At 66.7% G+C, this 22,894-nt stretch carries 23 protein-coding genes; 19 read left to right on the top strand and 4 right to left on the bottom strand.

Annotated features, from left to right (window positions below):
• Positions 1-2: 2 nt before the first annotated feature.
• Positions 3-1,682, bottom strand: a complete 1,680-nt coding sequence (locus tag M5C98_RS02560) for an O-linked N-acetylglucosamine transferase, SPINDLY family protein (RefSeq protein ID WP_272550785.1) — start codon at positions 1,680-1,682, stop codon at positions 3-5.
• 250 nt (positions 1,683-1,932) lie between these two features.
• Here M5C98_RS02560 and motA point away from each other — a divergent pair, with 250 nt between their 5' ends.
• The 9 genes from motA to M5C98_RS02515 all read left to right on the top strand — a co-directional run bounded on the left by motA (position 1,933) and on the right by M5C98_RS02515 (position 11,363).
• Positions 1,933-2,793 carry a flagellar motor stator protein MotA gene (motA, locus tag M5C98_RS02555; RefSeq protein WP_272550784.1) on the top strand — a complete coding sequence of 287 codons (861 nt, stop codon included), beginning with the start codon at positions 1,933-1,935 and terminating at the stop codon, positions 2,791-2,793.
• A 12-nt stretch (positions 2,794-2,805) separates the two neighbouring features.
• The gene (gene motB, locus M5C98_RS02550; RefSeq protein ID WP_272550782.1) at positions 2,806-3,744 is read left to right on the top strand and encodes a flagellar motor protein MotB; all 939 of its coding nucleotides are present in this window, start codon (positions 2,806-2,808) and stop codon (positions 3,742-3,744) included.
• A 66-nt stretch (positions 3,745-3,810) separates the two neighbouring features.
• Positions 3,811-4,197, top strand: coding sequence for a chemotaxis response regulator CheY (cheY, locus tag M5C98_RS02545; protein WP_092745669.1), 387 nt, complete (start codon positions 3,811-3,813; stop codon positions 4,195-4,197).
• Between the two features lie 2 nt (positions 4,198-4,199).
• Complete coding sequence (locus M5C98_RS02540) at positions 4,200-4,829, top strand: protein phosphatase CheZ (RefSeq protein WP_272550780.1); 630 nt, start codon at positions 4,200-4,202, stop codon at positions 4,827-4,829.
• A 267-nt stretch (positions 4,830-5,096) separates the two neighbouring features.
• Entirely contained in the window at positions 5,097-6,251 is a 1,155-nt protein-coding gene (locus M5C98_RS02535; protein WP_272550779.1) for an EscU/YscU/HrcU family type III secretion system export apparatus switch protein, read from the top strand.
• Positions 6,248-8,329, top strand: a complete 2,082-nt coding sequence (gene flhA, locus M5C98_RS02530) for a flagellar biosynthesis protein FlhA (protein ID WP_272550778.1) — start codon at positions 6,248-6,250, stop codon at positions 8,327-8,329. The genes M5C98_RS02535 and flhA overlap by 4 nt, the downstream gene beginning before the upstream one ends.
• Positions 8,326-9,852, top strand: a complete 1,527-nt coding sequence (flhF, locus tag M5C98_RS02525) for a flagellar biosynthesis protein FlhF (protein WP_272550776.1) — start codon at positions 8,326-8,328, stop codon at positions 9,850-9,852. Before flhA ends, flhF begins: the two co-directional genes overlap by 4 nt.
• Complete coding sequence (locus M5C98_RS02520) at positions 9,845-10,642, top strand: hypothetical protein (RefSeq protein ID WP_272550775.1); 798 nt, start codon at positions 9,845-9,847, stop codon at positions 10,640-10,642. Before flhF ends, M5C98_RS02520 begins: the two co-directional genes overlap by 8 nt.
• A gap of 4 nt (positions 10,643-10,646) precedes the next feature.
• Positions 10,647-11,363 (top strand): RNA polymerase sigma factor FliA, encoded by a 717-nt coding sequence (locus M5C98_RS02515; protein ID WP_272550773.1) that lies wholly within the window; start codon positions 10,647-10,649, stop codon positions 11,361-11,363.
• Positions 11,364-11,485: 122 nt separating this feature from the next.
• On the opposite strand, the gene M5C98_RS02510 is transcribed toward M5C98_RS02515, so the two are convergent.
• The 3 genes from M5C98_RS02510 to flgA all read right to left on the bottom strand — a co-directional run bounded on the left by M5C98_RS02510 (position 11,486) and on the right by flgA (position 13,077).
• Positions 11,486-11,848, bottom strand: a complete 363-nt coding sequence (locus M5C98_RS02510; RefSeq protein ID WP_272550772.1) for a hypothetical protein — start codon at positions 11,846-11,848, stop codon at positions 11,486-11,488.
• 43 nt (positions 11,849-11,891) lie between these two features.
• Complete coding sequence (gene flgM, locus M5C98_RS02505) at positions 11,892-12,227, bottom strand: flagellar biosynthesis anti-sigma factor FlgM (protein WP_272550770.1); 336 nt, start codon at positions 12,225-12,227, stop codon at positions 11,892-11,894.
• A 91-nt stretch (positions 12,228-12,318) separates the two neighbouring features.
• The gene (gene flgA, locus M5C98_RS02500; RefSeq protein ID WP_442867221.1) at positions 12,319-13,077 is read right to left on the bottom strand and encodes a flagellar basal body P-ring formation chaperone FlgA; all 759 of its coding nucleotides are present in this window, start codon (positions 13,075-13,077) and stop codon (positions 12,319-12,321) included.
• Between the two features lie 214 nt (positions 13,078-13,291).
• Between flgA and flgB the strand changes: the two genes are divergently transcribed.
• The 10 genes from flgB (at position 13,292) to flgK (ending at position 22,890) form a co-directional block, all read left to right on the top strand.
• Positions 13,292-13,750: a flagellar basal body rod protein FlgB gene (gene flgB, locus M5C98_RS02495; RefSeq protein WP_272550769.1), complete on the top strand. Its 459-nt coding sequence runs from the start codon at positions 13,292-13,294 to the stop codon at positions 13,748-13,750.
• Positions 13,751-13,786: 36 nt separating this feature from the next.
• Positions 13,787-14,191 carry a flagellar basal body rod protein FlgC gene (flgC, locus tag M5C98_RS02490; protein WP_272550767.1) on the top strand — a complete coding sequence of 135 codons (405 nt, stop codon included), beginning with the start codon at positions 13,787-13,789 and terminating at the stop codon, positions 14,189-14,191.
• Positions 14,192-14,212: 21 nt separating this feature from the next.
• A complete protein-coding gene (locus M5C98_RS02485) occupies positions 14,213-14,863 on the top strand; it encodes a flagellar hook assembly protein FlgD (RefSeq protein ID WP_272550766.1) in 651 nt (216 codons plus the stop codon).
• 58 nt (positions 14,864-14,921) lie between these two features.
• Positions 14,922-16,199: a flagellar hook protein FlgE gene (gene flgE / locus M5C98_RS02480; RefSeq protein ID WP_272550765.1), complete on the top strand. Its 1,278-nt coding sequence runs from the start codon at positions 14,922-14,924 to the stop codon at positions 16,197-16,199.
• 56 nt (positions 16,200-16,255) lie between these two features.
• Positions 16,256-16,996, top strand: a complete 741-nt coding sequence (gene flgF, locus M5C98_RS02475; protein WP_272550763.1) for a flagellar basal-body rod protein FlgF — start codon at positions 16,256-16,258, stop codon at positions 16,994-16,996.
• Between the two features lie 40 nt (positions 16,997-17,036).
• Positions 17,037-17,819, top strand: a complete 783-nt coding sequence (flgG, locus tag M5C98_RS02470) for a flagellar basal-body rod protein FlgG (RefSeq protein ID WP_272550762.1) — start codon at positions 17,037-17,039, stop codon at positions 17,817-17,819.
• A 62-nt stretch (positions 17,820-17,881) separates the two neighbouring features.
• Positions 17,882-18,604: a flagellar basal body L-ring protein FlgH gene (locus M5C98_RS02465; RefSeq protein ID WP_272550761.1), complete on the top strand. Its 723-nt coding sequence runs from the start codon at positions 17,882-17,884 to the stop codon at positions 18,602-18,604.
• 211 nt (positions 18,605-18,815) lie between these two features.
• Positions 18,816-19,961 (top strand): flagellar basal body P-ring protein FlgI, encoded by a 1,146-nt coding sequence (locus tag M5C98_RS02460; protein ID WP_272550760.1) that lies wholly within the window; start codon positions 18,816-18,818, stop codon positions 19,959-19,961.
• Positions 19,962-20,027: 66 nt separating this feature from the next.
• Positions 20,028-20,945, top strand: coding sequence for a flagellar assembly peptidoglycan hydrolase FlgJ (flgJ, locus tag M5C98_RS02455; protein WP_272550759.1), 918 nt, complete (start codon positions 20,028-20,030; stop codon positions 20,943-20,945).
• A gap of 13 nt (positions 20,946-20,958) precedes the next feature.
• Positions 20,959-22,890, top strand: coding sequence for a flagellar hook-associated protein FlgK (flgK, locus tag M5C98_RS02450; RefSeq protein ID WP_272550758.1), 1,932 nt, complete (start codon positions 20,959-20,961; stop codon positions 22,888-22,890).
• Positions 22,891-22,894: the final 4 nt, after the last annotated feature.

Genomic DNA, 22,894 nt, shown 5'->3' with positions numbered 1-22,894 from the left:
CGTCATCCGTTGCCTGCCAAGCGTTGCGGTTGGGGCTGCGCGCGTTCGGCCTGGGCCAAGGCGGCGCCCAGATCGACCTCTACATCCAGCCAGCGGGCATCCCGGTTCAGGTAGTTCAGCCACATCAGGCGATAGGCCTTTTCCAGCTCGGCGGTGCGCGCGGCGTAGTCCATCAGCACGCTTTTACCCATCCATTCGCGGCCATTGCGCCGCAGTTGGAGCAGGCCTTCAGGATCGTCCATCAGCCGCAAGGCCGCAGCCACGTATGCCACCTCGTCCTGCGCCACTTCACCGCCGAAGCCCAGCCCCTGCAGAGTGCGGGCAGACGAAGCGTCGATGCCGCGCTCAGCGTCCATCGCCACGACGGGCAAGCCCATCCAGAGCGCGTGCAGCGTGGTCGTTCCGCCAGAGATCGGCGTTGTGTCCAGCGCCACGTCGGCAATGTGGCCCAGCTCCATGAACTGGCCCAAGGGTTGCTGGTGCAGCACGAAGACGCGGTCGATCGGCATCCCCGCCGCCTCGACCCGCATCTGCATGTTGGCCTGCGCGGCCTCGGCAGACCGCTCTTTCACCATGATGACGAGGCGTGCATCGGTGCGTGCCTGCAATATGCGCGCCCAGACACCCAGCATGCGGTCCGTGACCTTGGCGGAATTGTTCAGGGAGATGAGCGTCGGGTAGCCGTTGCGCAGCAGCGGCGGCTCTTCGCACAGCGGCGCGTACGTGGGCGGCGCGTAGCTGGCCATGCAGGCCAGGCGAAAGAGCCGCTCGCTGTAGAAGACTTCATGGCCCGGCGGAGTGATGCCGGCATCGGTCAGGCGGTAGTCCATGGCTTTCATGCCCAGCGGGCTCATGAACCCGAGCCATGTCACTTGCACAGGCGCAGCGCGGCGCGCGAACACCAGCAGGCGGTTGCCAGCGGTGTGGCCCGACAGGTCCACCAGCACGTCAATGCCATGCGAGCGGATGAGCGTGTACAGGTCGTCATCAGACAGGTGGATCATCTCGTGCCAATGGGGCACGCATTGCTGCAGGGCGTCGGTGATGCCATCGCGCCGCCCGCCCGAGTACACGTGCACCTCGACCTCCTGCGGGTCGTGGTGGCGCAGCACGGGCAACATGAAGAACGCGACCGAATGCTCGCGGAAATCGGCGGTGACATAGCCGACCTTGAGGCGCTTTTTCGGCCGGCGGTCGGCCACGGCGAGCGGTGCGGCCTTGCGTGTCAGCGGATCGGCGTAGCGCCGGCCCCAGTCACGGTACACCTCCAGCGTCTTGACGGGATCGCGGTCGATCTGGCCGTGCAGGAAGGCGCGCATGACCCACATGGAAGGGTTGTTGCCGCGGCGACACACATCGTCGATCATTTCCAACGCTTCGGCGTGGCGGCCCAGGTTGAACAGCGCGAACGACAGGCCATGCTGCGCATCCGGCATGCCGGGCTGCAGGGCCAGGGCGGTCTCCAGCGCCGGGATGGCCTGCGCCCAGTTCTCCATCTTGAGGTAGGTGCGCCCGACATGCATCCACACATCCGCACGCCGAGGGTCGAACGCCAGGGCAGCAGTGAATTTCGTCAAAGCCCCTACCCAATCCTGCTGCGCCAGGCACTGCTCGGCCTGGAAGAGCGCGATCAGCAGTTCGGCATGCTCTTGCACATCAGCGTCGTCGGTGGAAGTGGGCATGGAGCACATCGGCGGCAGGCAATGGGGAAGGGATGGATCAGGGGCAGTGGATCGAAACGGCTGGGGTCCATCTTAGGGGCTCGCAGGCCCCGCGGTGGCCCCAATAAACCATGGTTTGCCCGTCTGTTTTGACTGTGGACAACCGGTTTCACCAACAGGGCAATGAAACTTGTCAAGGGGAACGAATTGGGGTGTATCCCGCCCGCATTTCCGTTTTTGCGCTTCAAAAAGACTCTGCCAGAATGGCCCCATGTTTGTAATCATCGGTTACCTGGTCTGCCTCGGGTGCATTTTCGGCGTGTACGTGGTGCACGGCGGGAACGTGAGCGTGATCGTCAAAGCGCTCCCCTTCGAGATGATCACGATCTTCGGCGGCGCGCTGGGCGCGTTCGTGGTGAACAACCAGCCGAAGGTGCTCAAGGCCACTTTGAAGGCGCTGCCCATGGCGCTCAAGGGGTCCAAGTACACCAAGGCGCGCTACATGGAACTGATGGCCATGCTCTACGACATCCTGCAGAAAGCCCGCAAAGAAGGGCTGATGGCCATCGAAAAGGATGTCGAGACCCCCCACGAGTCCGAAATCTTCAAGAAATACCCCACGGTCGGCAGCGACCACCATGTGATCGAGTTCATGACCGATTACCTGCGCATGATGGTCTCCGGCAACCTGAACGCCCACGAGATCGAGGCGCTGATGGACAGCGAGATCGAGACCCACCACCAGGAAGCGCATGCCCCCGTGGCGGCGCTGGCCCGCCTGGCCGGCGCCCTGCCGGCCTTCGGCATCATCGCCGCCGTGCTGGGCGTGGTGAACACCATGGGCTCGGTGGGCCAGCCGCCCTCCGTGCTGGGCGGCATGATCGGCTCGGCGCTCGTCGGCACCTTCCTCGGGATTTTGCTGGCCTATGGCGTGGTGGAGCCGCTCGGGGGCCTGGTGGAGCAGAAGCTGGAAGATGCGGCCAAGGAATTGCAGTGCATCAAGACCACGCTGCTGGCCAGCATGCAGGGCTACAACCCGGCCACGGCCATCGAATTCGGCCGCAAGGTCCTTTTCTCCACCGACCGCCCGAGCTTTTCCGAGCTGGAAAGCCACGTGAAGGGCAAGAAGTAGGCTGCTGCCGCCATGGCCGATAAGAAACTCCAGCCGATCATCATCAAGCGCGTCAAGAAGGGCGGCCACGCTGTGCATGGCGGCGCCTGGAAGATCGCCTATGCCGACTTCGTGACGGCCATGATGGCGTTCTTCCTGCTGATGTGGCTGCTGGGCTCCACCGCCAAGGGCGAACTGCAGGGCATCGCTGCCTACTTCAATTCGCCGCTGAAGGTGTCCATGCAGGGCGGCGATGGCGCGGGCAACAGTTCGAGCGTGATCCCCGGCGGCGGCAACGACCTGTCCAAGGTACACGGACAGGTGCGGCGCTCCGACTCCGAGACATCGACGAACCGCCGCGCCAACCTCGAAGCCGCACGCGCCGAGCGCGCCCGCCAGGACGAAATGCGCATCAAGGCCCTGCAGGCCAAAATCGATGCGCTGATCACCGAAACGCCCAAGCTGAATGAATATCGCTCGCAAATCCGCATGGACGTGACGCCCGACGGCCTGCAGATCCAGATCGTGGACGACCAGAACCGGCCCATGTTCGACAGCGGCAGTGCGTTGGTAAAACCCTACATGCGCGACATTCTTCGAGAAATCGGAACGGCGCTCGGCGGGGTGCAAAACCGCATCAGCCTGTCCGGCCACACCGACGCGACGCCCTACGGCAATGGCGATCGTGGCTACAGCAACTGGGAATTGTCGGCAGACCGCGCCAACGCCTCGCGCCGCGAACTCGTGGCCGCAGGCATGCCGGACGCCAAGCTGGGCCGCGTTGTCGGGCTGGCGGCGAGCGATTTGCTGGAGCCCAAGGAGCCCCGCGCACCGGCCAATCGGCGCATCACGATCACGGTTTTGACCCAGGAAGCCGAGGAACGGCTACTCGGAAAGAAATCTGCCACCATCACTTCCACGGAGTTCGCCGCCGAAAAGCGGGAGAATCCGGCATCCGCCCCTCGGCCGTAACGTCTTGTCACCAAACCTGCGGCCCATGACAATACACACTGCAATTTCCGACCGAAAGGGTCCCACGTGACCACTGCACTCCGCTTTTTGATCGTTGACGACTTCTCCACCATGCGACGCATCGTGCGCAACCTGCTCAAGGAAAGCGGTTTCGCGGACGCCGACGAGGCCGAAGACGGCGTGGTGGCGCTGAACAAACTGCGCAACAGCAAGTTCGACTTCGTCGTCACCGACATCAACATGCCCAACATGAACGGGTTTCAACTGCTGGCTGAAATCAAGAAGGACGACAAGCTCAAGCACCTGCCTGTGCTGATGGTGACTGCGGAAGCCCGCAAGGAAGACATCGTGGCCGCAGCCCAGAACGGCGCTGCCGGCTACATCGTCAAGCCGTTCACCAAGGCCACGCTGGAAGAGAAAGTCACCCTGATCCTCAAGAAAATGGGCCTGTGATCATGGACACATCGGACAACACCCTTCCGGAAACCGGCGCCGTTCACAACAAGATCGGCCAGCTGACCCGCCAGCTGCACGACTCGCTGAACGAACTCGGCTATGCCGACAAGCTGCGCGGCACGATGGGCGAGTTGCCCGATGCCCAGAGCCGACTTTCCTACATCGCGCGCCTGACCGGCGAGGCGGCAGAGAAGGTGTTGAGCCGGGTCGAGCTGGCCAAGGCCCAGCACGACTTCATCGCCGAGGAAACCCGCCGCGTCGTCTCCTCGCTGGTCAAGGACCCGGTGGCCGCCGTCGCCAAGGGCGAGATCATGAATTTCCTGCACGACGTGGAACGCGTCACCAAGGAAGCCGATGGCCACCTGACCGAAATCATGATGGCGCAGGACTTCCACGACCTCACCGGCCAGGTGATCGCCCGCGTGGTCAACCTGGCGGCCACGATCGAGGAGCAACTGGTGCAGTTGCTCATCCAGACCGCCCCGCCCGCCGCGCAGGCGCAGGTTGCGCCCGTGGTGGAAGCGCGCCGCGAGCACCTGGCAGGCCCGGTGGTGGACCCTGACGGCACGCCCGATGTGGTCACCGACCAGTCGCAAGTGGACGATCTGCTGGCCAGCCTGGGCTTCTGATCCGTATGGATTTTGGCGTTTGCTCCTGAAACAGGAGCACTCACCGCACACCTGCGTAGCATTTGAATGCCTTTTGAACCTGAAAGGCAATGAGTACTAGGGCGTAGTGCTATGATTTTTGATTCTCCTCGGTGCCCATGAATCCGCCCCCCTGCCGGCCCCGCCCCCGGCCGCCACCTTGAATAGCCGCCCGACAAGCCGTCTATTCGCGCTTTAGGTTTCCGGGGCGCTCACGACAATGGCATGACCACCAGCCGTCATGCCACCATGGACTCCAGCCAAGACAAAGACCTCCCCGCGACAGAGCACAAGCTCCAGAAGGCGCGCAAGGACGGCCAGGCTGCGCGCTCGCGGGACCTGTCCCACATCGCCGTGCTCGGCATGGGCGCCTGCAGCGTCCTCGTGCTGGCACCCATGCTGACCGAACACATGCAGCTGGCCGTGCGCGAGCAACTGGTGTTCAACGCCGCCACCGTGCAGGCCACGGGCAGCATGGTCACCCGGCTGCACCAGATGGCGCTGATCGGGGTGGTCGCCAGTCTGGTCTTCGCCGTTCTCACCAGCGCCGCAGCCGTGGCCAGCGCCATCGGCGCCGGCGGCTGGGTGTTCAGCCTGCAGCCCATCACGCCCCAGTTCAACCGGCTGAATCCGATCTCCGGGTTCACCAACCTGATGTCCAAACAGCAGCTGGTCAACGTGGGCAAGATGGTGCTCATGACCGGCATCATCACGGCCGTGGCCTGGAATTTCCTGGGCAACAGCATCGACAAGCTGTCCATGCTGGTGCTCCAGCCTTCGCCGGTGTCGCTGCGCTGGGTAGGCGAATGGATGACGTCCGGCGTGAGCCTGATGCTGCTGGTCGTGTTCCTCGCGGCGGTCGTCGATGTGCCGCTGCAAGCCTTCTTTTTCAAGTCGCGCCAGAAGATGTCGCACGAGGAAATCAAGCAGGAGCACAAGGAATCCGAAGGCAGCCCCGAGACGAAGAGCCGCCAGCGCCAGCGCGCCCGCGAGATCGCCGACCGCGCCAGCATCGCCTCCGTGCCCAAGGCCGACTTCGTGGTGATGAACCCGACCCACTATGCCGTGGCGCTCAAGTACGAAGAAGGCACGATGAGCGCCCCGCAGGTCATCTCCAAGGGCACCGACCTGCTGGCCTTCAAGATCCGCGAAATGGCCACGCAGCATTCGGTGCCGGTGCTGCAGTCGCCGATGCTGGCCCGGGCGCTCTACGCGCACGCCGAACTGGACCAGGCCATTCCCGCCACGCTGTACGCCGCCGTGGCGCAGGTGCTGGCCTACGTTTACCGCCTCAAGGCCGCGATGCGCGGCGAAGGCCGCATGCCCGATGCGCAGCCCGACCCGTTCGTGCCGCCCGAGCTTGATCCGCTGAACCGCACCACCGACGCAGGGACCGCCCCATGACGCCCTCCATGAAATCCGTCCGGCAATGGGCCGGCACCAACGCCTCGGCCGTGCAGGGCATGTCGGCCCCGCTGCTGGTGGTGGCCATCCTGGCGCTGATGGTGCTGCCCATCCCCGCCTGGCTGCTGGACACCTTCTTCACGCTGAACATCGCCGTCGCGCTGATGGTGATGATGGTGGCGGCCTACATGCTGCGGCCGCTGGACTTCGCGGCGTTTCCCTCGGTGCTGCTGCTGACCACGCTGATGCGGCTGTCGCTGAACGTGGCCTCCACCCGCGTGGTGCTGCTGGAAGGCCACACCGGCCCGGGCGCGGCGGGCGCGGTGATCGAGGCCTTCGGCCACTTCCTGATCGGCGGCAACTTCGCCGTCGGCCTGATCGTGTTCGCCATCCTGGTGGTGATCAACTTCGTGGTGGTGACCAAGGGCGCCGAGCGGATCGCCGAAGTGTCGGCCCGCTTCACCCTGGACGCCATGCCCGGCAAGCAGATGGCGGTGGACGCCGACCTGAACGCCGGCCTGATCGATGAGAAGGAAGCCAAGCGCCGGCGCCTGGAAGTGGCGGAAGAAGCCAACTTCTTCGGCTCGATGGACGGTGCCTCCAAGTTCGTGCGCGGCGACGCGGTCGCCGGCATCCTGATTTTGCTGATCAACATCGTCGGCGGCTTCGCCATCGGCATGCTGCAGCACGACCTGTCGGCCGGCCAGGCGGCCAACAGCTACATCCTGCTGGCCGTCGGCGACGCGCTGGTGGCGCAGATTCCGGGCCTGCTGATCTCGGTGGCCGCGGCCATGGTGATCTCGCGCGTGGGCAAGGAAGAGGACATGGGGCACCAGATCGTGCAACAGCTCTTCATGTCGCCCCGCGTGCTGGGCGTGACGGCCGGCATCCTGATCCTGCTGGGCCTGATCCCGGGCATGCCGCACGCCGTGTTCCTCATCATGGGCTCGGGCCTGGGCTACGCTGCCTGGACGCTGATGAAGCGCGCCAACGCCCCGCAGCCGGTGGTGGAAGCGCCCCCGCCCGCGCACGACGGTGAAGCCAGCTGGGACGACCTGCAGCCCGTGGACCTGCTGGGCCTGGAGCTGGGCTACCGACTCATCACCCTGGTGGACAAGAACCGCCAGGGCGACCTGCTCACCCGCATCAAGGGCGTTCGCCGCAAGTTCGCGCAGGAAGTGGGCTTCCTGCCGCCGGCCGTGCACGTGCGCGACAACCTGGAACTCAAGCCCAGCGCCTACCGCATCACGCTGCGCGGCGTGGTGGTGGGCGAAGGCGAGGCCTTTCCCGGCATGCACCTGGCAATCAACCCCGGCGGCATCACCACCCCCCTGATCGGCACGCCCACGACCGACCCCGCATTCGGCCTGCCCGCCCACTGGATCGACGAACACCAGAAGGAAGCGGCACAAATGGCGGGTTTTACCGTCGTTGATTCAGAAACCGTGATGGCCACTCATTTGTCACACTTGATGCAAGTTCAAGCCGCCAAGCTCCTGAGTCGCACCGAAACCCAGCAACTCGTGGAACACGTGGCAAAACTGGCCCCCAAGCTCATCGAGGAAGTGGTTCCCAAAATGGTGTCGATCGCAACGTTCCAGAAAGTCCTCCAGCTGCTGCTGGAAGAGTCTGTGCACATCCGCGACATCCGCACCATCATCGAAACGCTGGCCGAGCATGCCGGCGCCACCACCGACCCGGTGGAGCTGGCCCGCCGCGTGCGCATCGCGCTGTCGCCCGCCATCGTGCAGCAGATCTACGGCCCGACGCGCGAGCTGAACGTGATCGCCATCGAGCCCGGCCTGGAGCGCCTGCTGGTGCAGGCCCTCAGCAACAGCGCAGGCCCCTCGCTCGACCCGGGCGTGGCCGACATCCTCACGCAGAAGGCGGCCGAAGTGGCCATGAAGCAGGAAGAAATGGGCATGCCCGCATGCCTGCTGGTCCCGGACGCCATCCGCAACGCCATTTCCCGCCTGGTGCGCCGTGTCGCGCCTCGGCTGCAGGTGCTCGCCCACAGCGAAATTCCTGAGACCCACACCATTCGCATTGGCCCGATCCTCAAAGGTGCATCCGCATGAACATCAAACGCTTCACCGCCCCCACCTCGCGTGAGGCCCTGGCCAAGGCGCGCATGGCCTTCGGGGACGGCACCCTCATCCTGTCCAACCGCCCCACTGCCAATGGCGTGGAAGTCATGGCCACGGCGGAAGACACGCTGTCCAGCCTGGAAAACGCCCCTGAGCCGGTCCCCACGAGCCGCCTGCAGGAGCGCGCCTCCGACATGGCCGCCAGCCCCGCGCGCACCCTGGCCCGCCCCGTGGCCGCCTCGGCCCGGGCCGAGCCCCAGCGCAGCGCCGTGGCGCAGGACACCGAGCAGCTGGCCATGAGCACGCTGTCGTTCCAGGACTATGTGCGCGAGCGCATGCTGCGCCGCCGCCACGAAGCCCTGACCGGCACCGCCGAGGCGCCGTCGATCAACGAACGCAGCCGCGAACGCGCCCCGGACCGCGAGCGCGAACGCATGCCCGCCCCCGCCGCTGCGCCCGTGGTGCGCCACAACCCGCTGCGCTCCATTCCGATGGACATCGCCCCCGAGCCCGTGGCACCGCGCCGCGTGCAGGTGCCGGTGCCCTCGCTGGCCCCCGCTGCCGGTCAGCAGAACCTGATGAGCGAGCTGCAGTCGATGAAGGACCTCATCGAAGACCGCTTCAACACCCTGGCCTGGCTCGGCCAGGCCAAGCAGAACCCGATCCAGTCGAACCTGATGCTCAAGCTCATCCGCGCCGGCTACTCGCCGTCGCTGGCCCGCGCCGTGCTGGAGCGCCTGCCGGAAGAACTGGGCGCGGGCGATGCCGTGCGCTGGCTCATGGAAGTGCTGGAACGCAACCTGAAGACCGACGCGCACGCCCGTCCTCTCTATGAAGAAGGCGGCATCTACGCCATGGTGGGCTCCACCGGCGTGGGCAAGACCACCACCACGGCCAAGCTCGCCGCCATGTGCGCCCGCATCCACGGCCCCGGCAGCGTGGGCCTGATCACCCTGGACACGTACCGCGTCGGCGCCCACGAACAACTGCGCACCTATGGCCGCATGCTGGGCGTCGTGGCCCACCTGGCCCATGACCGCGCTGCGCTGCAGGACCTGCTGGGCCTGCTGGGCGGCAAGAAGATGGTGCTCATCGACACCACCGGCGTCGCCCCGCGCGATCCGCGCAAGCGCGACATGCTGGACGTGCTGGACCTGCCCAACGTCAACCGCCTGCTGGTGCTGAACGCCGGCTGCCACGGCGACACGCTGGACGACGTGCTCAGCGCCTTCAAGACCGCCGGCTCGCAGCAGGCCATCCTCTCGAAGGTGGACGAAGCCGTGAAGCTCGGCCCGTCGATCGACGCGCTGATACGCCACCAGATGGTGCTGCGCGGCGTGACCAACGGCCAGCGCGTGCCCGAGGACTGGGAGGCCGCCGATGCGCACCGGCTCATCAGCACCTCGATGCGCTCGCCAGCCAAGTCGGCCTTTGACCCCAAGGCGTCGGACCTGAACTTCTTCTTCTCGCACTCGCCCGAGCTGGCCTCGGAAAGGGGACTGGTCGATGCTTGATACCGGATTCCACCAGGCCGCGAGCCTGCACAGCATCACGCCGCAGTCGGACCTGCGGATCGTCTCCGTCGTGGCGCAGCCCGACGCCGCCTACGGGCTGGAAACCCTCTGGCAGGTGTGTTCCAGCCTGCAGCGCCTGGGGTATCCCGTCGCCGTGCTGGACGGCACCGCGCGGGAGACCGACGACGCGCCGGGCCTGGCCCACCTGCTGGCAGAACCCTCCTGGCAAAACGGCGCCCCGCTCGAAAGCGGCCCCGCGGCCTCGTCGCTGGCGGTGATTCCGGCCGGCTACGGCATGCAGCGCCTGGCACGCCAGACCGCCGACGGCCCGGCCGCGATGCAAGCGCTGCAACCCTTCTTTCGCACCTATGCGCTGCTCGTGCTGTATGCCAGCGCCGAAGTGCTGGCACCGCTGGTGCGCGCGACCTCGGCCATTCCCCTGGTGATCGCCGAGGGCGGCCCCGACAGCGTGGTGCAAAGCTACCGGCAACTGAAACACATGGCGATGCACGCCGGCGTGCATTGCTCCGTCGCGTCGATCCTGCCGCCCGGAGGGCCGGCCCAGGCCGACCCGACCCACGCGGCGCTGAACACGCTGCAGCGCTGCGCCGAACGGCACCTGGGCAGCGACATCCTCACCAGCACGGTGCGCGCCAACCACGCGCAGGACGTGCAGCGCCTGGCCTTGCAACTGCTGGAAAACGCGTGCACCATTGGCGCCACAACGCCGCCTCCCACCCCGCCCTTCGGCACGACGGAGACGGCTGCGCATTTCGCCCGGAGACATTGACCCGATGTACACCGCCAAAGGCCAGCTCGACCGCGATGCGCTGATCCGCCAGCACGTGCCGCTGGTTCGCCGGATTGCGCACCACATGATCGCCAAGCTCCCGCCCAACGTGGAGCTGGACGACCTGATCCAGGTCGGCATGATGGGCTTGAGCGAAGCGCTGTCGCGCTATGAAGCAACGCAGGGCGTGCAGTTCGAGACCTTCGCCACCCAGCGCATCCGCGGCGCCATGCTCGACGAGTTGCGCGAGGGCGACTGGATGTCGCGCAGCTCGCGCAAGAGCCAGAAGGAAATCGAACATGCCGTCCACCGGCTGGAGCAAAAACTCGGCCGCAGTCCGCTCGAGTCCGAAATCGCCGCCGAACTGGACCTGAGCCTGGGCGAATACCAGACGCTGCTGGGCAAGGTGCGCGGCACGCAGCTGGTCTATCTGGAGGACATGACCCGCGGCGACGACGGCGACGACAGCTTCCTCGACCGGCATGTGGCCGATGGCGAAGCAGACCCGATGGCCATGCTGCGCGACCAGCGGCTCAAAGCCTCGCTGGTGGCCGCCATCAAGGGCCTGCCGGAGCGCGAGCAGCACATCATGGGCATGTACTACGAGCACGACATGAACCTGAAGGAGATCGCGGCCGTGCTGGGCGTGACCGAATCGCGCATCTGCCAGCTGCACAGCCAGTCCATCGCCCGGCTGCGGGCCAAGATGCGGAGCCATTAGCCCCTGCTGTTCAGGGCACGCCCACCGGGCGCCCTGAACCAACGAAAAAAGGCCGCATGCAGATGCGGCCTTTTTGCTTGGGGCCTGGCTTTTGCCAGGGGATCGAGGGAAGCCGGCCGGGATCAGCCCTGGGACCGGTAGATCCGTGCGGCGCCGCCCGAGCGGGCCGGGGCGCCGTTTCCGTAGGTCGATGCCTCCTGGGGAGGCAGCAGGGTGGCCACCTGGCGCTCGGTCAGCGCGGACAGGCGCGCCAAATGCTCGCGCTGCTGGGACAACTGGCTGCGGATGGCCTGGATGCGGCGCTGGATGTCGGCCGGCAGTTCAGTGGGACGGGGGATTTTCTGGAGCGCCTGTGACAGTTCGAGGGCTGCCTGGCGCAACAAGGGAGCGGTGCGTTCCACCGCGAGCGCGTCGGTCTCCAGCAGGGCGGCACCGACGTCTTTCAACCGGGATTCGACTTCAGACAGCGTGGTTTCGAGTTGCATGGGTGGATCCTGTGCCGATCAACCCCTGCAGGAAACCCGGGGTTCAGTGGCTGTTGCTGTTGTGGGAGATGATTTCCTGCGCATTGGACAGCAGCTTGTCCGCGATCGCATCGGCGTCCACCGTGAAGGTGCCCTTTTCGATGGCGGCGCGCACGGCCTTCACCTTGTTGGCATCGAAATCGGTGCTGGCCCGGCCATTGGCTTCGAGTCCGCGGGCGGCGCTGGAAAACGTGACAGGCACGCCAGCGGCCGCAGCGGCAGCGGGCGCGGCGCTCTTGGCAGCCGTTTCGGCGGCAGCCGCAGGGGCCTTGGCCTGCTTGGCGGCAGTGGCGGCTTGCGACACTGCATTGGCTATTTCGGGGTTTTGACCTATCTTCATCGCTCTCTCCCACCCCGCTCGATGTGGGGCACAGTAGCAATGTTTTCGACCACTTCGACAGGGACTTTAGGCTTTTCTTGCGCCCCATCGCTTACAAAGTGATCTCTACTGTTCCATTTTCGGACACAACACCGGCGACGACACGGCCATTCTCCATACGGATGCGCACAGTCTCGCCGACGGCGCCGGCGGTGATCGCCTGGCCGGCGGATGTTACCGAATAACCCCGTCCCTGGGCCACGACCCGCACGGCCGCCCCCGCCTTGAACAGGGTTGGCGCCTTGACCATGTGCTGGCGCACGGCCTGGCCGGCCATGAGCTGGCGCGAGGCCACCATGCCAACCCAGCTTTCCGGGTTGGCCACGATGGCGGTGGTTTCCGCCGCCCAGTCCACCTCGGCTTCGGTCGCGTCGGCAGCCGAGAGCACGGCGCCGGACGCCACATTGCCCGTGAGCACCCAGGCCGGGCCGTAGGCCTTGACGGTGACGGGAAGGAACACATTCCATGCCGTGGCGCCGTCCACGCAGCGCAGCCCCAGGCGGGTGCGGCCCCACAGGCGCGAACCGGCAGGCAGGTAGGGCTCGACGCGGGCGCACGGCGCCAGGCGCAAACGCGGGTCCAGCGCGCCCACGCTCACTTCCATGCGCAGCGGCATGCTGGCCGTGCCCGACTGGCCGCGCTGCAGGGCATCGTCCAGCCAGCGCTGGGTGATGCCGCCCAGGTCCGCAGACGGGTCGGCCACGGCCTGGGCCCGCAGTGCCGCAGCGGGCAGGGCAAAGGCCGCCGCCAGCGCGGCCATCCGGGCCAGTCGCAGGGAAGAAAGAAATCGGGGAGCGGTAGTAAGTGACATGGCAAGCCTCCTGTGGCGGGGAATGCGCCGCCCACCAGGGAAGGCCATTCGACCCCTGGCACTTTAGGGCCCGGCGGCGCGGACGAAGCACCGAACTGCGCGCCAATCGCCGCGTTCTTCGCGCTTTAGAAAAACCGGCCCATTTCCATAATCGAACCCACGCCGGAAGACCCTTTTTCCTTCCGGCCACGACCCACCGCTGTGCGAGGCTGACATGCTCAACAAGATGACCGAAAGGCTGGATTTCCACGGTAACGCGCTTTTGCTGCGTGCCGAGCGCCAGCGTGCCATCGCCAGCAACATCGCCAACGCCGACACGCCCGGCTACGTGGCCCGCGACTTCAATTTCGCCGACGCGATGCGCGATGCGACCGGCGGCGGCTCGACCACGCTGAGCACGGGATCGGGCGCCAGCATGTCACTGGCCACCGGCCAGCGCCAGCAAAGCGCCACCGACCCGCGCCACATCCCGCTGCCGGCCGCCACGACGGGCATGGGATCGGGCAGCACGCTCGGCTATTCGGTGCAGACCCAGCCCAACCTGGACAACAACACGGTGGACCTGGACCGCGAGCGGGCCGCCTTCGTGGACAACGCCGTGCGCTACGAAGCCACGCTGCGTTTCATCAACGGCAACGCCAAGACGATGCTGAGCGCCATCCAGGGCCAGTAAGCGTAACGGCCAGACCCACGGAAAGCGGAAACCGCCATGTCCATGTTCTCCATCTTCAATGTCTCGGGCAGCGCCATCAGTGCGCAGTCGCAGCGGCTCAACGTAGTGGCCAGCAACCTGGCCAACGTCGAGGCCGTGGCCGGCCCGGACGGCCAGGCCTACAAGGCGCGCCAGGTGGTGTTCCAGACCGCACCCATGGGGGCCGAGAGCTCCGCCGGCGTGCGGGTGAGCGCCATCAGCGAGAGCAATGCGCCGGGCAAGCGGGTGCACGACCCGAGCCACCCGTCCGCCGACGCGGAGGGCTACGTCACCCATTCCAACGTGAACGCGGTGGAGGAGATGGTCAACATGATCTCCGCCTCCCGCTCCTACCAGAACAACGTCGAGGTCATGAACACGGCCAAGTCGCTGCTCCTCAAGACCCTGCAGATGGGCCAGTAACTTTTCGGGAAGAACCTCGCCATGATCCTCAATCCCATCGGCTCCACCGCCACCGTGAACTCGGGCACCAGCGCCAATTCGGCCACCGACCCCAATGCCGCGCAGGACCGCTTCCTGAAGCTGCTGGTCGCGCAGTTGAACAACCAGGATCCGATGAATCCGATGGACAACGCGCAGATGACCTCGCAGATGGCGCAGATCAACACCGTCACCGGCATCCAGACGCTGAACCTCACCATGCAGACCATGGCCGAGCAGTTCTCCACGATGCAGACGCTGCAGGGCACGGCCATGATCGGCCGCTCGGTGCTGGCGGAAGGCTCCAAGATGACCTTCACCGACAGCACGGGCAAGGGCTATTTCGAGCTGGCCGGCGCATCGACCAGCACCAAGGTCGAGGTCGTCACGCCCGGCGGCGCCGTCGTCGGCACGGTGGACATGGGCGCCCAAGACAAGGGTCGCCACGATTTCGAATTCGATGCCAGCAAATACGCCGGCAACAAGAGCGACCTGCAGTTCCGCGTGGTCGCCTCCACCAAGGACGGCACCGTGCAGTCCACGGCGCTCATGCAGGCGAAGGTGGTGGGCACCGGCTCTGCCAACGGTGCGCTCACGCTCGACCTCGATACCGGCAGCACCGTCAACTACAGCCAGATCAAAGCGGTGCTCTGACCGGCACGCCCACCCTTCCTTTTCCACGCGCTTTCCTTCTTCCTCTCAGGAGAACACCATGAGCTTTCAGCAAGGCCTGTCCGGCCTCAACGCCGCCAGCAAGAACCTGGACGTGATCGGCCACAACATCGCCAACTCCAACACGGTGGGCTTCAAGGCCTCCCGCGCCGAGTTCGCTGAAATGGTGGCCTCTGCCATCGGCTCCGCGGGGGGAACCAACGCCGGCATCGGCGTGGAAACCGCCGATGTGGCGCAGCAGTTCAACCAGGGCAACCTGTCGATCACCGGCAACAGCCTGGACGTGGCCATCAACGGCGACGGCTTCTTCAAGCTGCAGCAGCCCGATGGCACCAATGCCTATACCCGTGCGGGCAACTTCAAGCTCGACGACCTGGGCAACGTGATCACCAACAGCGGCGCCAAGGTGATGGGCTACGCGGTGGACCCGGCCACGGGCCTTCGCTCGTCGAGCAACGCCGCACCGCTCACCTTCCCCACGTCGCAGCCGATCCCGGCCAAGCAGACCACGTCGATCACCGCATCGTTCAACCTCGATGCGCGCGCGCCGGACGCCGCAGGCGACTCCACCGCCACGCCGCCCGTGCCCGCCACGCCGCGCGCCACCTACGGCACGTCGATCAACGTGTACGACAGCCAGGGCGTCGCCAAGCCGGTGAGCCTGTATTTCCAGAAGAACGGCGCCAACACCTGGGATGTGTACGACCAGCTGGACGACCCCACGGCCACCCCGCCCGTGACGGCCACGCCCGTGGGCCAGATCACGTTCGACAACAACGGCAAGATCACCGCGCCGGCAGCGACGCCGCCCGCCACGGGCTTTCAGATGCCGCTCACGATCTCGCCCACGCCGCCGAACCCGAACAACCTCGCCAATTACACCGTGGAGGTGAAGCTCGACGATGTGACGCAGTTCGGCACCAAGTTCGCCGTGTCCGACCTGTCGCAAGACGGCTACACCGCCGGCGAACTGACGGGCATCAACATCGAAAACAACGGCATGGTGATGACGCGCTACTCCAACGGCGTGACGCGTGCCGAGGGCCAGCTGGCGCTCGCCAGCTTCCGCAACACGCAGGGCCTGGCCTCCATCGGCAACAACAACTGGGCGGAAACCTTCGAATCCGGCCAGGCCGTGATGGGCTCGCCCACGGACGGCAAGTTCGGCGCGCTGCGCTCCGGCGCACTGGAAGACTCCAATGTCGATCTGACGGCCGAGCTGGTGAACATGATGACGGCGCAGCGGGCCTACCAGGCCAACGCGCAGACCATCAAGACGCAGGACCAGGTGATGTCCACGCTGGTCAACCTGCGCTGATCCGCGCCCTGACACCCCCTGCCCCCACCGACTGAGACGCCTGCGCGAGACCCACCATGGACCACCTCATCTACACCTCGATGACGGGCGCCAACGCCGCCGCACAGCGGCAGTCGGTGCTGTCCAACAACCTGGCCAACGCCTCCACGAACGGCTTTCGCGCGGAGATGTCCACCTTCCGCGCCGTGCCCATTCAGGGCGATGGCGCCAAGACGCGCGTGTTCGCCTTGGAGGCGACGTCGGGCCACTCCGAGGCGTCCGGCCCGGTGCAACGCACCGGCCGCAACCTCGACGCCATGGCGGTGGGCAATGCCTGGTTCGCGGTGCAGGGGCTCGATGGCACCGAGGCCTACACGCGCAACGGCAGCCTGGAAGTCTCGGCCACGGGCCAGTTGCTCACGAGCAACGGCCTGACCGTGCTCTCGGACGGCGGCGGCCCCATCGACGTGCCCCAGGGCGCGGAGATCGCGCTGGGCTCGGACGGGACCATCACCGCCAAGGTCGGCAGCCAGCGCCCCGCAGCCGTGGGGCGCCTGAAGCTGGCCACGCCCACGCTGGAAGACCCGCTCAAGCGCGGCGACGACGCCCTGTTCCGCACCGTCTCGGGCGATCCCCTGCCCAGCGACCCCAACGCGCGCATGCTCTCGGGCGCCTTGGAAGGCTCCAACGTGAATGCCGTGGAGAGCATGGTCGGAATGATCGCCGCCTCCCGCCAGTTCGAGGCGCAGTTGCGCCTGCTCCAGACGGCCGAGACCAACGACAAGTCCGCCAGCCAGCTGCTGAGCATCAACGGCTGACCGCCGAACCCGACGCAACCGCCTCCCCGAAGGAACCGCCATGATCAATTCCCTGTGGATCGCCAAGACCGGCATGTCCGCCCAGCAAACCCAGCTGGACGTCATCTCGCACAACCTGGCCAACGTCTCCACCAACGGCTACAAGCGCAACAACGCGGTCTTCGAAGACCTGATCTACCAAAACCAGCGCCAGGTCGGCGCGCAGACCACCGAGCAAAACCAGCTGCCCACCGGCCTGCACCTGGGCCTGGGCGTGCGCACGGTGGCCACCAGCCGCAACTTCACGCAGGGCAGCCTGCAGCAGTCCAACAACAACCTGGACGTGGCGATCAACGGCAACGGCTTCTTCGAGATCACCCAGCCCGACGGCACCATCGGCTACACCCGCGACGGCTCGTTCCAGCTCGATTCGCAGGGCCGCATGGTCACCTCCAGCGGCCTGCCGGTGGCCAACGGCATCACCGTGCCGGCCAATGCCACCGCGATCAGCATCAGCACCGAAGGCGTCGTCTCGGCCACGGTGCCGGGCAGCACGGCACCACAGCAGCTGGGCAGCATCGCCATGGCCAACTTCATCAACCCGGCAGGTCTCGAGCCGATCGGGCAGAACATGTACAAGGAATCCGCCGCCTCCGGCCAGCCCCAGCAGGGCACGCCGGGCACCAACGGCCTGGGCTACATGCGCCAGGGCTTTCTCGAAACGTCGAACGTGAACGTGGTGGAAGAGCTGGTGACCATGATCCAGACCCAGCGCGCCTACGAAATGAATTCCAAGGCCATCCAGACATCGGACCAGATGCTGGCCAAGCTCGCGCAGCTTTGAAGCGCAACGCCGACCGTTCCCACGAAGAACGCCCACGCCCCCACCGCTTGCAGGATTCCGCCATGCGTACCGCCTCTTTCTTCTTCCGTTCGTCCGCCCTGGCGGCGCCGTCCACGCGCCTGGCCGTCGCCACCGGCCTCGTGCTGCTGTGCACCGGCTGCGCCACGCTGTCGCCGCCACCTCCCGTGGACCTGCTGCCCACCACGCCGCCGCCCGTGGCCGCCACGCCGCGCCCCTCGGGCCCGGCGACGGGCAGCCTGTTCCACGCCGCCAGCTACCGGCCGGTGTTCGAGGACCGCCGCGCGCGCCTGGTGGGCGACGTGGTCACCATCCAGATCATCGAGACGGTGTCGGCCAGCCAGAAATCGACCTCCACCGTGGACCGCAAGTCGGGCACGGCGTCGGGCATCACCGCGCTGCCGTTCATCAGTTCGGCCAACCTGGGCAAGGCCTCGCTGGGCGCGACCAGCACCAACAACTTCGAAGGCAAGGGCGGCACCGAAAGCACCAACACCTTCACCGGCACCATCACCACCACCGTGATCGACGTGCTGCCCAACGGCCACCTGGTGATCGCCGGCGAAAAGCAGATCGGCGTGAACGACAACGTGGACGTGCTGCGCTTTTCCGGCACGGTGGACCCGCGCGCGCTGCAGCCGGGCAGCGTGATCAGCTCCACGCTGGTGGCCAACGCCCGGGTGCAATCGCGCGGGCGCGGCGCCCAGAGCGAAGCCCAGGCCATGGGCTGGCTGTCGCGGGCATTCAATTCGGTCACGCCGTTCTGAAGCCGATCGCCACGGACTGACTGCCGCCCCCGCCGCTGCCGCCGTGCCCCGGCGGCAGATCGCTATTATTTTTATAGCATAACGCCCTAGTGCTGATTGCACTGGAGGCGTTTTTTTCTTGTATTCCCCGGGGCCGGCCGCCCCAATTGACCGGTAATCCGGCATCTTTTTGGCCCATCCCGTGAAGCGGTCCGCTTTCACAATCGAGGCCATGAAAGCCCTGCCCTCTCCCCTGATTTCGCGCGCGTCGCGGCTCGTGTGGCTGCTGGCCGCCCTGGCCATCCTCTGCGCCGCGCTGCCCGCCCATGCCCTGCGCATCAAGGAAGTGGCGGCCGTGCAAGGCGTGCGAAGCAACCAGTTGACGGGCTATGGCCTCGTCGTGGGACTGGACGGCACGGGCGACCAGACCACGCAGATGCCCTTCACCACGCAGGCCATGACGAACTACCTGCAGCAGATGGGCATCAGTCTGCCGCCCGGCACGGCGGCGCCCCAGCTCAAGAACGTGGCGACGGTGATCGTCACCGCCCAGTTGCCCGCCTTCGCCCAGCCCGGCCAGTCCATCGACGTGAGCGTGTCCTCCATGGGCAACGCCAAGTCGCTCAAGGGCGGCACGCTGATCGCCACTCCGCTGCGCGGCGCCGACGGCGAGATCTACGCCATGGCGCAGGGCAACATGGTCGTGGGCGGCGCAGGGGCGTCTGCCGGCGGCAGCAAGGTGCAGATCAACCACCTGAGCGCCGGCCGCATTCCCGATGGCGCCCAGGTGGAGCGCTCGGTGCCCACCCCGCTGAACGACAGCGACACGATCACCCTGGGCCTGAACGCCTCCGACTTCCAGACCGCCCGCAAGGTGGCCCAGGCCATCAACGGCAAGCTGGGCAACGGCGCCGGCATCGCCACGGCGCTGGATGGCCGCACGGTGCAGGTCCGCGCGCCCCTGGACCCCGGCGCCCGGGTGAACTTCATCGCCGACCTGGAAGAGCTGGCGGTGGCCGACTCCGTCCCCTCCGCCAAGGTCGTCATCAACGCCCGCACCGGCTCCATCGTGCTGAACCAGGCCGTGACGCTGGGCCCCTGCGCCATCGCGCACGGCAACCTGTCGATCACCATCAGCTCCACGCCCGTCATCAGCCAGCCCAACCCGCTGTCGCAAGGGCAGACCGTGGTGGCGCAAAAGAGCGACATCACCGTCAAGCAGGAGCCGGGCAACATCATCCAGATGCCGCCGTCGCCGCAACTGGCCGATGTGGTGCGCGCGCTCAACACCCTGGGCGCCACGCCGCAGGACCTGCTGGCCATCCTGCAGGCCATCAAGGCCGCGGGCGCCCTGAACGCCGAGCTGGAGGTCATCTGACCATGGCCGCCTTCCTTTCGCCCCTGCCGCCCACGGGACGGCGCCCGACCTGACGGGAGAACGCACATGGCCTTCACCCTGCCCGCCGCCTCGACCACCAGCACCAACCATGCGCTGGCCGTCGATTCGCGCTCGCTCAACGCGCTCAAGTACGAGGCCGGGCAGAACAACCCGCAGGCCGCAAAGGAAGCCGCCAAGCAGTTCGAATCGCTCTTCATGCGCGAGATGATCAAGAGCATGCGCGAGGCCACGATGAAATCCGGCCTCATGGAAGGCGGCCAAGCCGACCTGGGCACCGACATGCTCGACCAGCAGTTGTCGGTGCAGATGTCGGGCCGCCAGGGCGGGCTGTCCGAAGCCATCCAGCGCCAGCTGACGCGCCAGATGGGGGGCGGCGATGCCGGCGCCGCAGGTGCCGAGCCCACGTTTTCCGTGCCTTCCACCTTGAGCCTGGGCGCCGCCAGCCAGCGCAGCGCCGCCGCGGCGGCCGACCCGTCCGCCCCCGCGCCCAAGGGCCGCGACAGCTTCGTGCAGCACCACCGCGGCGCGGCCGAACGCGTGGCACAGGAAAGCGGCATTCCCGCCAGCTTCATGCTGGGCCAGGCCGGCCACGAGACCGGCTGGGGCAAGAGCGAGATCCGCAGCAAGGACGGCGACAACTCCTTCAACCTGTTCGGCATCAAGGCCGGCAAGGGCTGGACGGGCAAGGTCGCCGAGATCACCACCACCGAATACATCGGCGGCGTGCCGCGCAAGGTGACGGCGAAGTTCCGCGCCTACGACTCCTACGAAGACTCCTTCAAGGACTACGCCAAGCTCATCAACGACAACCCGCGCTACGAGAAGGCGCGCGAGAAGACGCATTCCGCCGTGGCCTACGCCACCGAGCTGCAAAAGGCGGGCTACGCCACCGACCCGGAATACGCCAACAAGCTGAGCCGGGCCATCAACAGCACCTTGCGCGTCTCGCGCACGGCGGCGTGACAGGACACACCTTATGAGCCTGCTCAACGTCGGCGCCCGCGCCCTGCTGGCCAACCAGGTGGCCCTGCAGACCGCGGGCCACAACATCGCCAACGTCAACACCGCCGGCTATTCGCGCCAGACGCTGTCGCTGCAGACCGTGCAGGGCCAGTTCACGGGCGGCGGCTACATCGGCCAGGGCGTGGACGTGCAGACCATTCTGCGCAACCACAACGAACTGCTCACGCGGCAGGCCGCCGCGGCAGGCGCCACCCAGGCGGCCGACCAGACGCGCGGCGAGCGGCTGTCGCAGATGCAGGACGTGTTCAGCGGCGGCACCAGCGGCCTGGGCGCATCGATCACCGACATGCTGAACGCGCTGTCCGACGTGGTGGCCGCACCGACCGACATCACCGCGCGCACGGTGGTGCTCACGCGCATGGACGAGACCGCCGGGCGCATGCGCTCCGCGGCCGACCGCCTGTCGGAGATCCAGTACACCGTCACCGAGCAGCTCACCAGCAACGTCAACGCGATCAACAGCCTGGCCAGCCGCATGGCAGGCGTGAACGAGCAGATCGCCCGCGCCACCGGCAACGGCCAATCGCCCAACGACCTGCTGGACCAGCGCGACCAGATCATCCGCGAGCTCAACCAGTACGTGCAGACCACGCAGGTGCAGGCCGACGACGGCACCGTGGGCCTGTTCGTCGCGGGCAGCCAGCCGCTGGTGCTGGGCTCCACCGCCACGCAGCTGTCGGTGGGCGAGGCCACGGCCTTTCCCGGCAGCGGGCAGACCAAGCTGTTCTTCAACCGCCCCGGCGTGACGCCGGTGGAGCTGGACGAGAACATGCTCGGCGGCGGCGAGGTCTCGGGCCTGCTGCGCTTCAACAACACCGACCTGGCCGAAGGCGTGAACCTGCTCGGCCGCATGGCGCAGTCCATCGGCATGACGATGAATGCCCAGCACAAGCTGGGCCTCACGCTCGACGGGCAAGCCGGCAAGGATTTGTTCTCGGTGCCGGCCAGCATGCCCGGCTACACCAAGGGCACGGCGGTGGGCAACGTGTCGTTCACCGATGCGACGAAGTTCGCCGCGTCCGACTACGAAGTGCGCTTCACCACGCCGCCCGCCGGCCAGGTGGTGCGCATGTCCGACGGCAAGGCCACCGCCTTCACCGACCTGACCGACCTGGCAAGCAAGCAGATCGACGGGCTCAACTTCAACATGACGGCCGCAGGCAGCACGGGCGAGCGCGTGCTGTTCAAGCCCTTCAGCACCACGGCCGCGAACATCCAGGCCAAGGTGCTGTCGCCCCGCGACCTGGCCGTGGCCAGCCCCGTCAACGCCGCCATGGGCAAGACCAATGGCGGATCGCTGCAGCTCACCGGCGTGCAGGCCACCTCCACCGGCTTCACCGCGCCCCCCATTCCAGCGGGCGTGAGCCTGAGCTTCGCGGCCGGCCCGCCCACCACCTACACGGTGACGGGCTCGACCACGCCGCCCTCGGGCACCTCGGGCCTGGCCTACACGCCGGGCCAGCCCATCCAGATCGACGGCTGGGAACTGACGCTCAAGGGCACGCCCAACACCGGCGACACCGTCACGGTGGGCAATGCGCTCGATCCGCAATACGGCGACACCTACACCCGCAACGCCGGCAACGCCAGCGCGATGAACGCGCTGCGCGACGTGAAGATGTTCGACGAGTCCACCATGAGCGACGGCTACGCCGGCCTCATGGCGCAGGTGGGCACGCGCACGCAGAGCGCCCTGAACTCCGCCCAGCTGTCCACCACCATCGCGGGCAACCTGGAAAAAGACCGCACGGCCGTCTCAGGCGTGAACCTGGACGAAGAGGCCGCCAAGCTGATCCAATACCAGCAGGCCTACCAGGCCTCCGCGAAGGTCTTGCAGATCGCCCAGAGCATTTTCGACAGCCTGATCCAGACGATGGGCCGATAAACCG

The organism is Acidovorax sp. NCPPB 3576 (assembly GCF_028473605.1).
Lineage (GTDB): Bacteria > Pseudomonadota > Gammaproteobacteria > Burkholderiales > Burkholderiaceae_C > Paracidovorax.
This window is presented reverse-complemented; position numbering and strand designations above follow the sequence as displayed.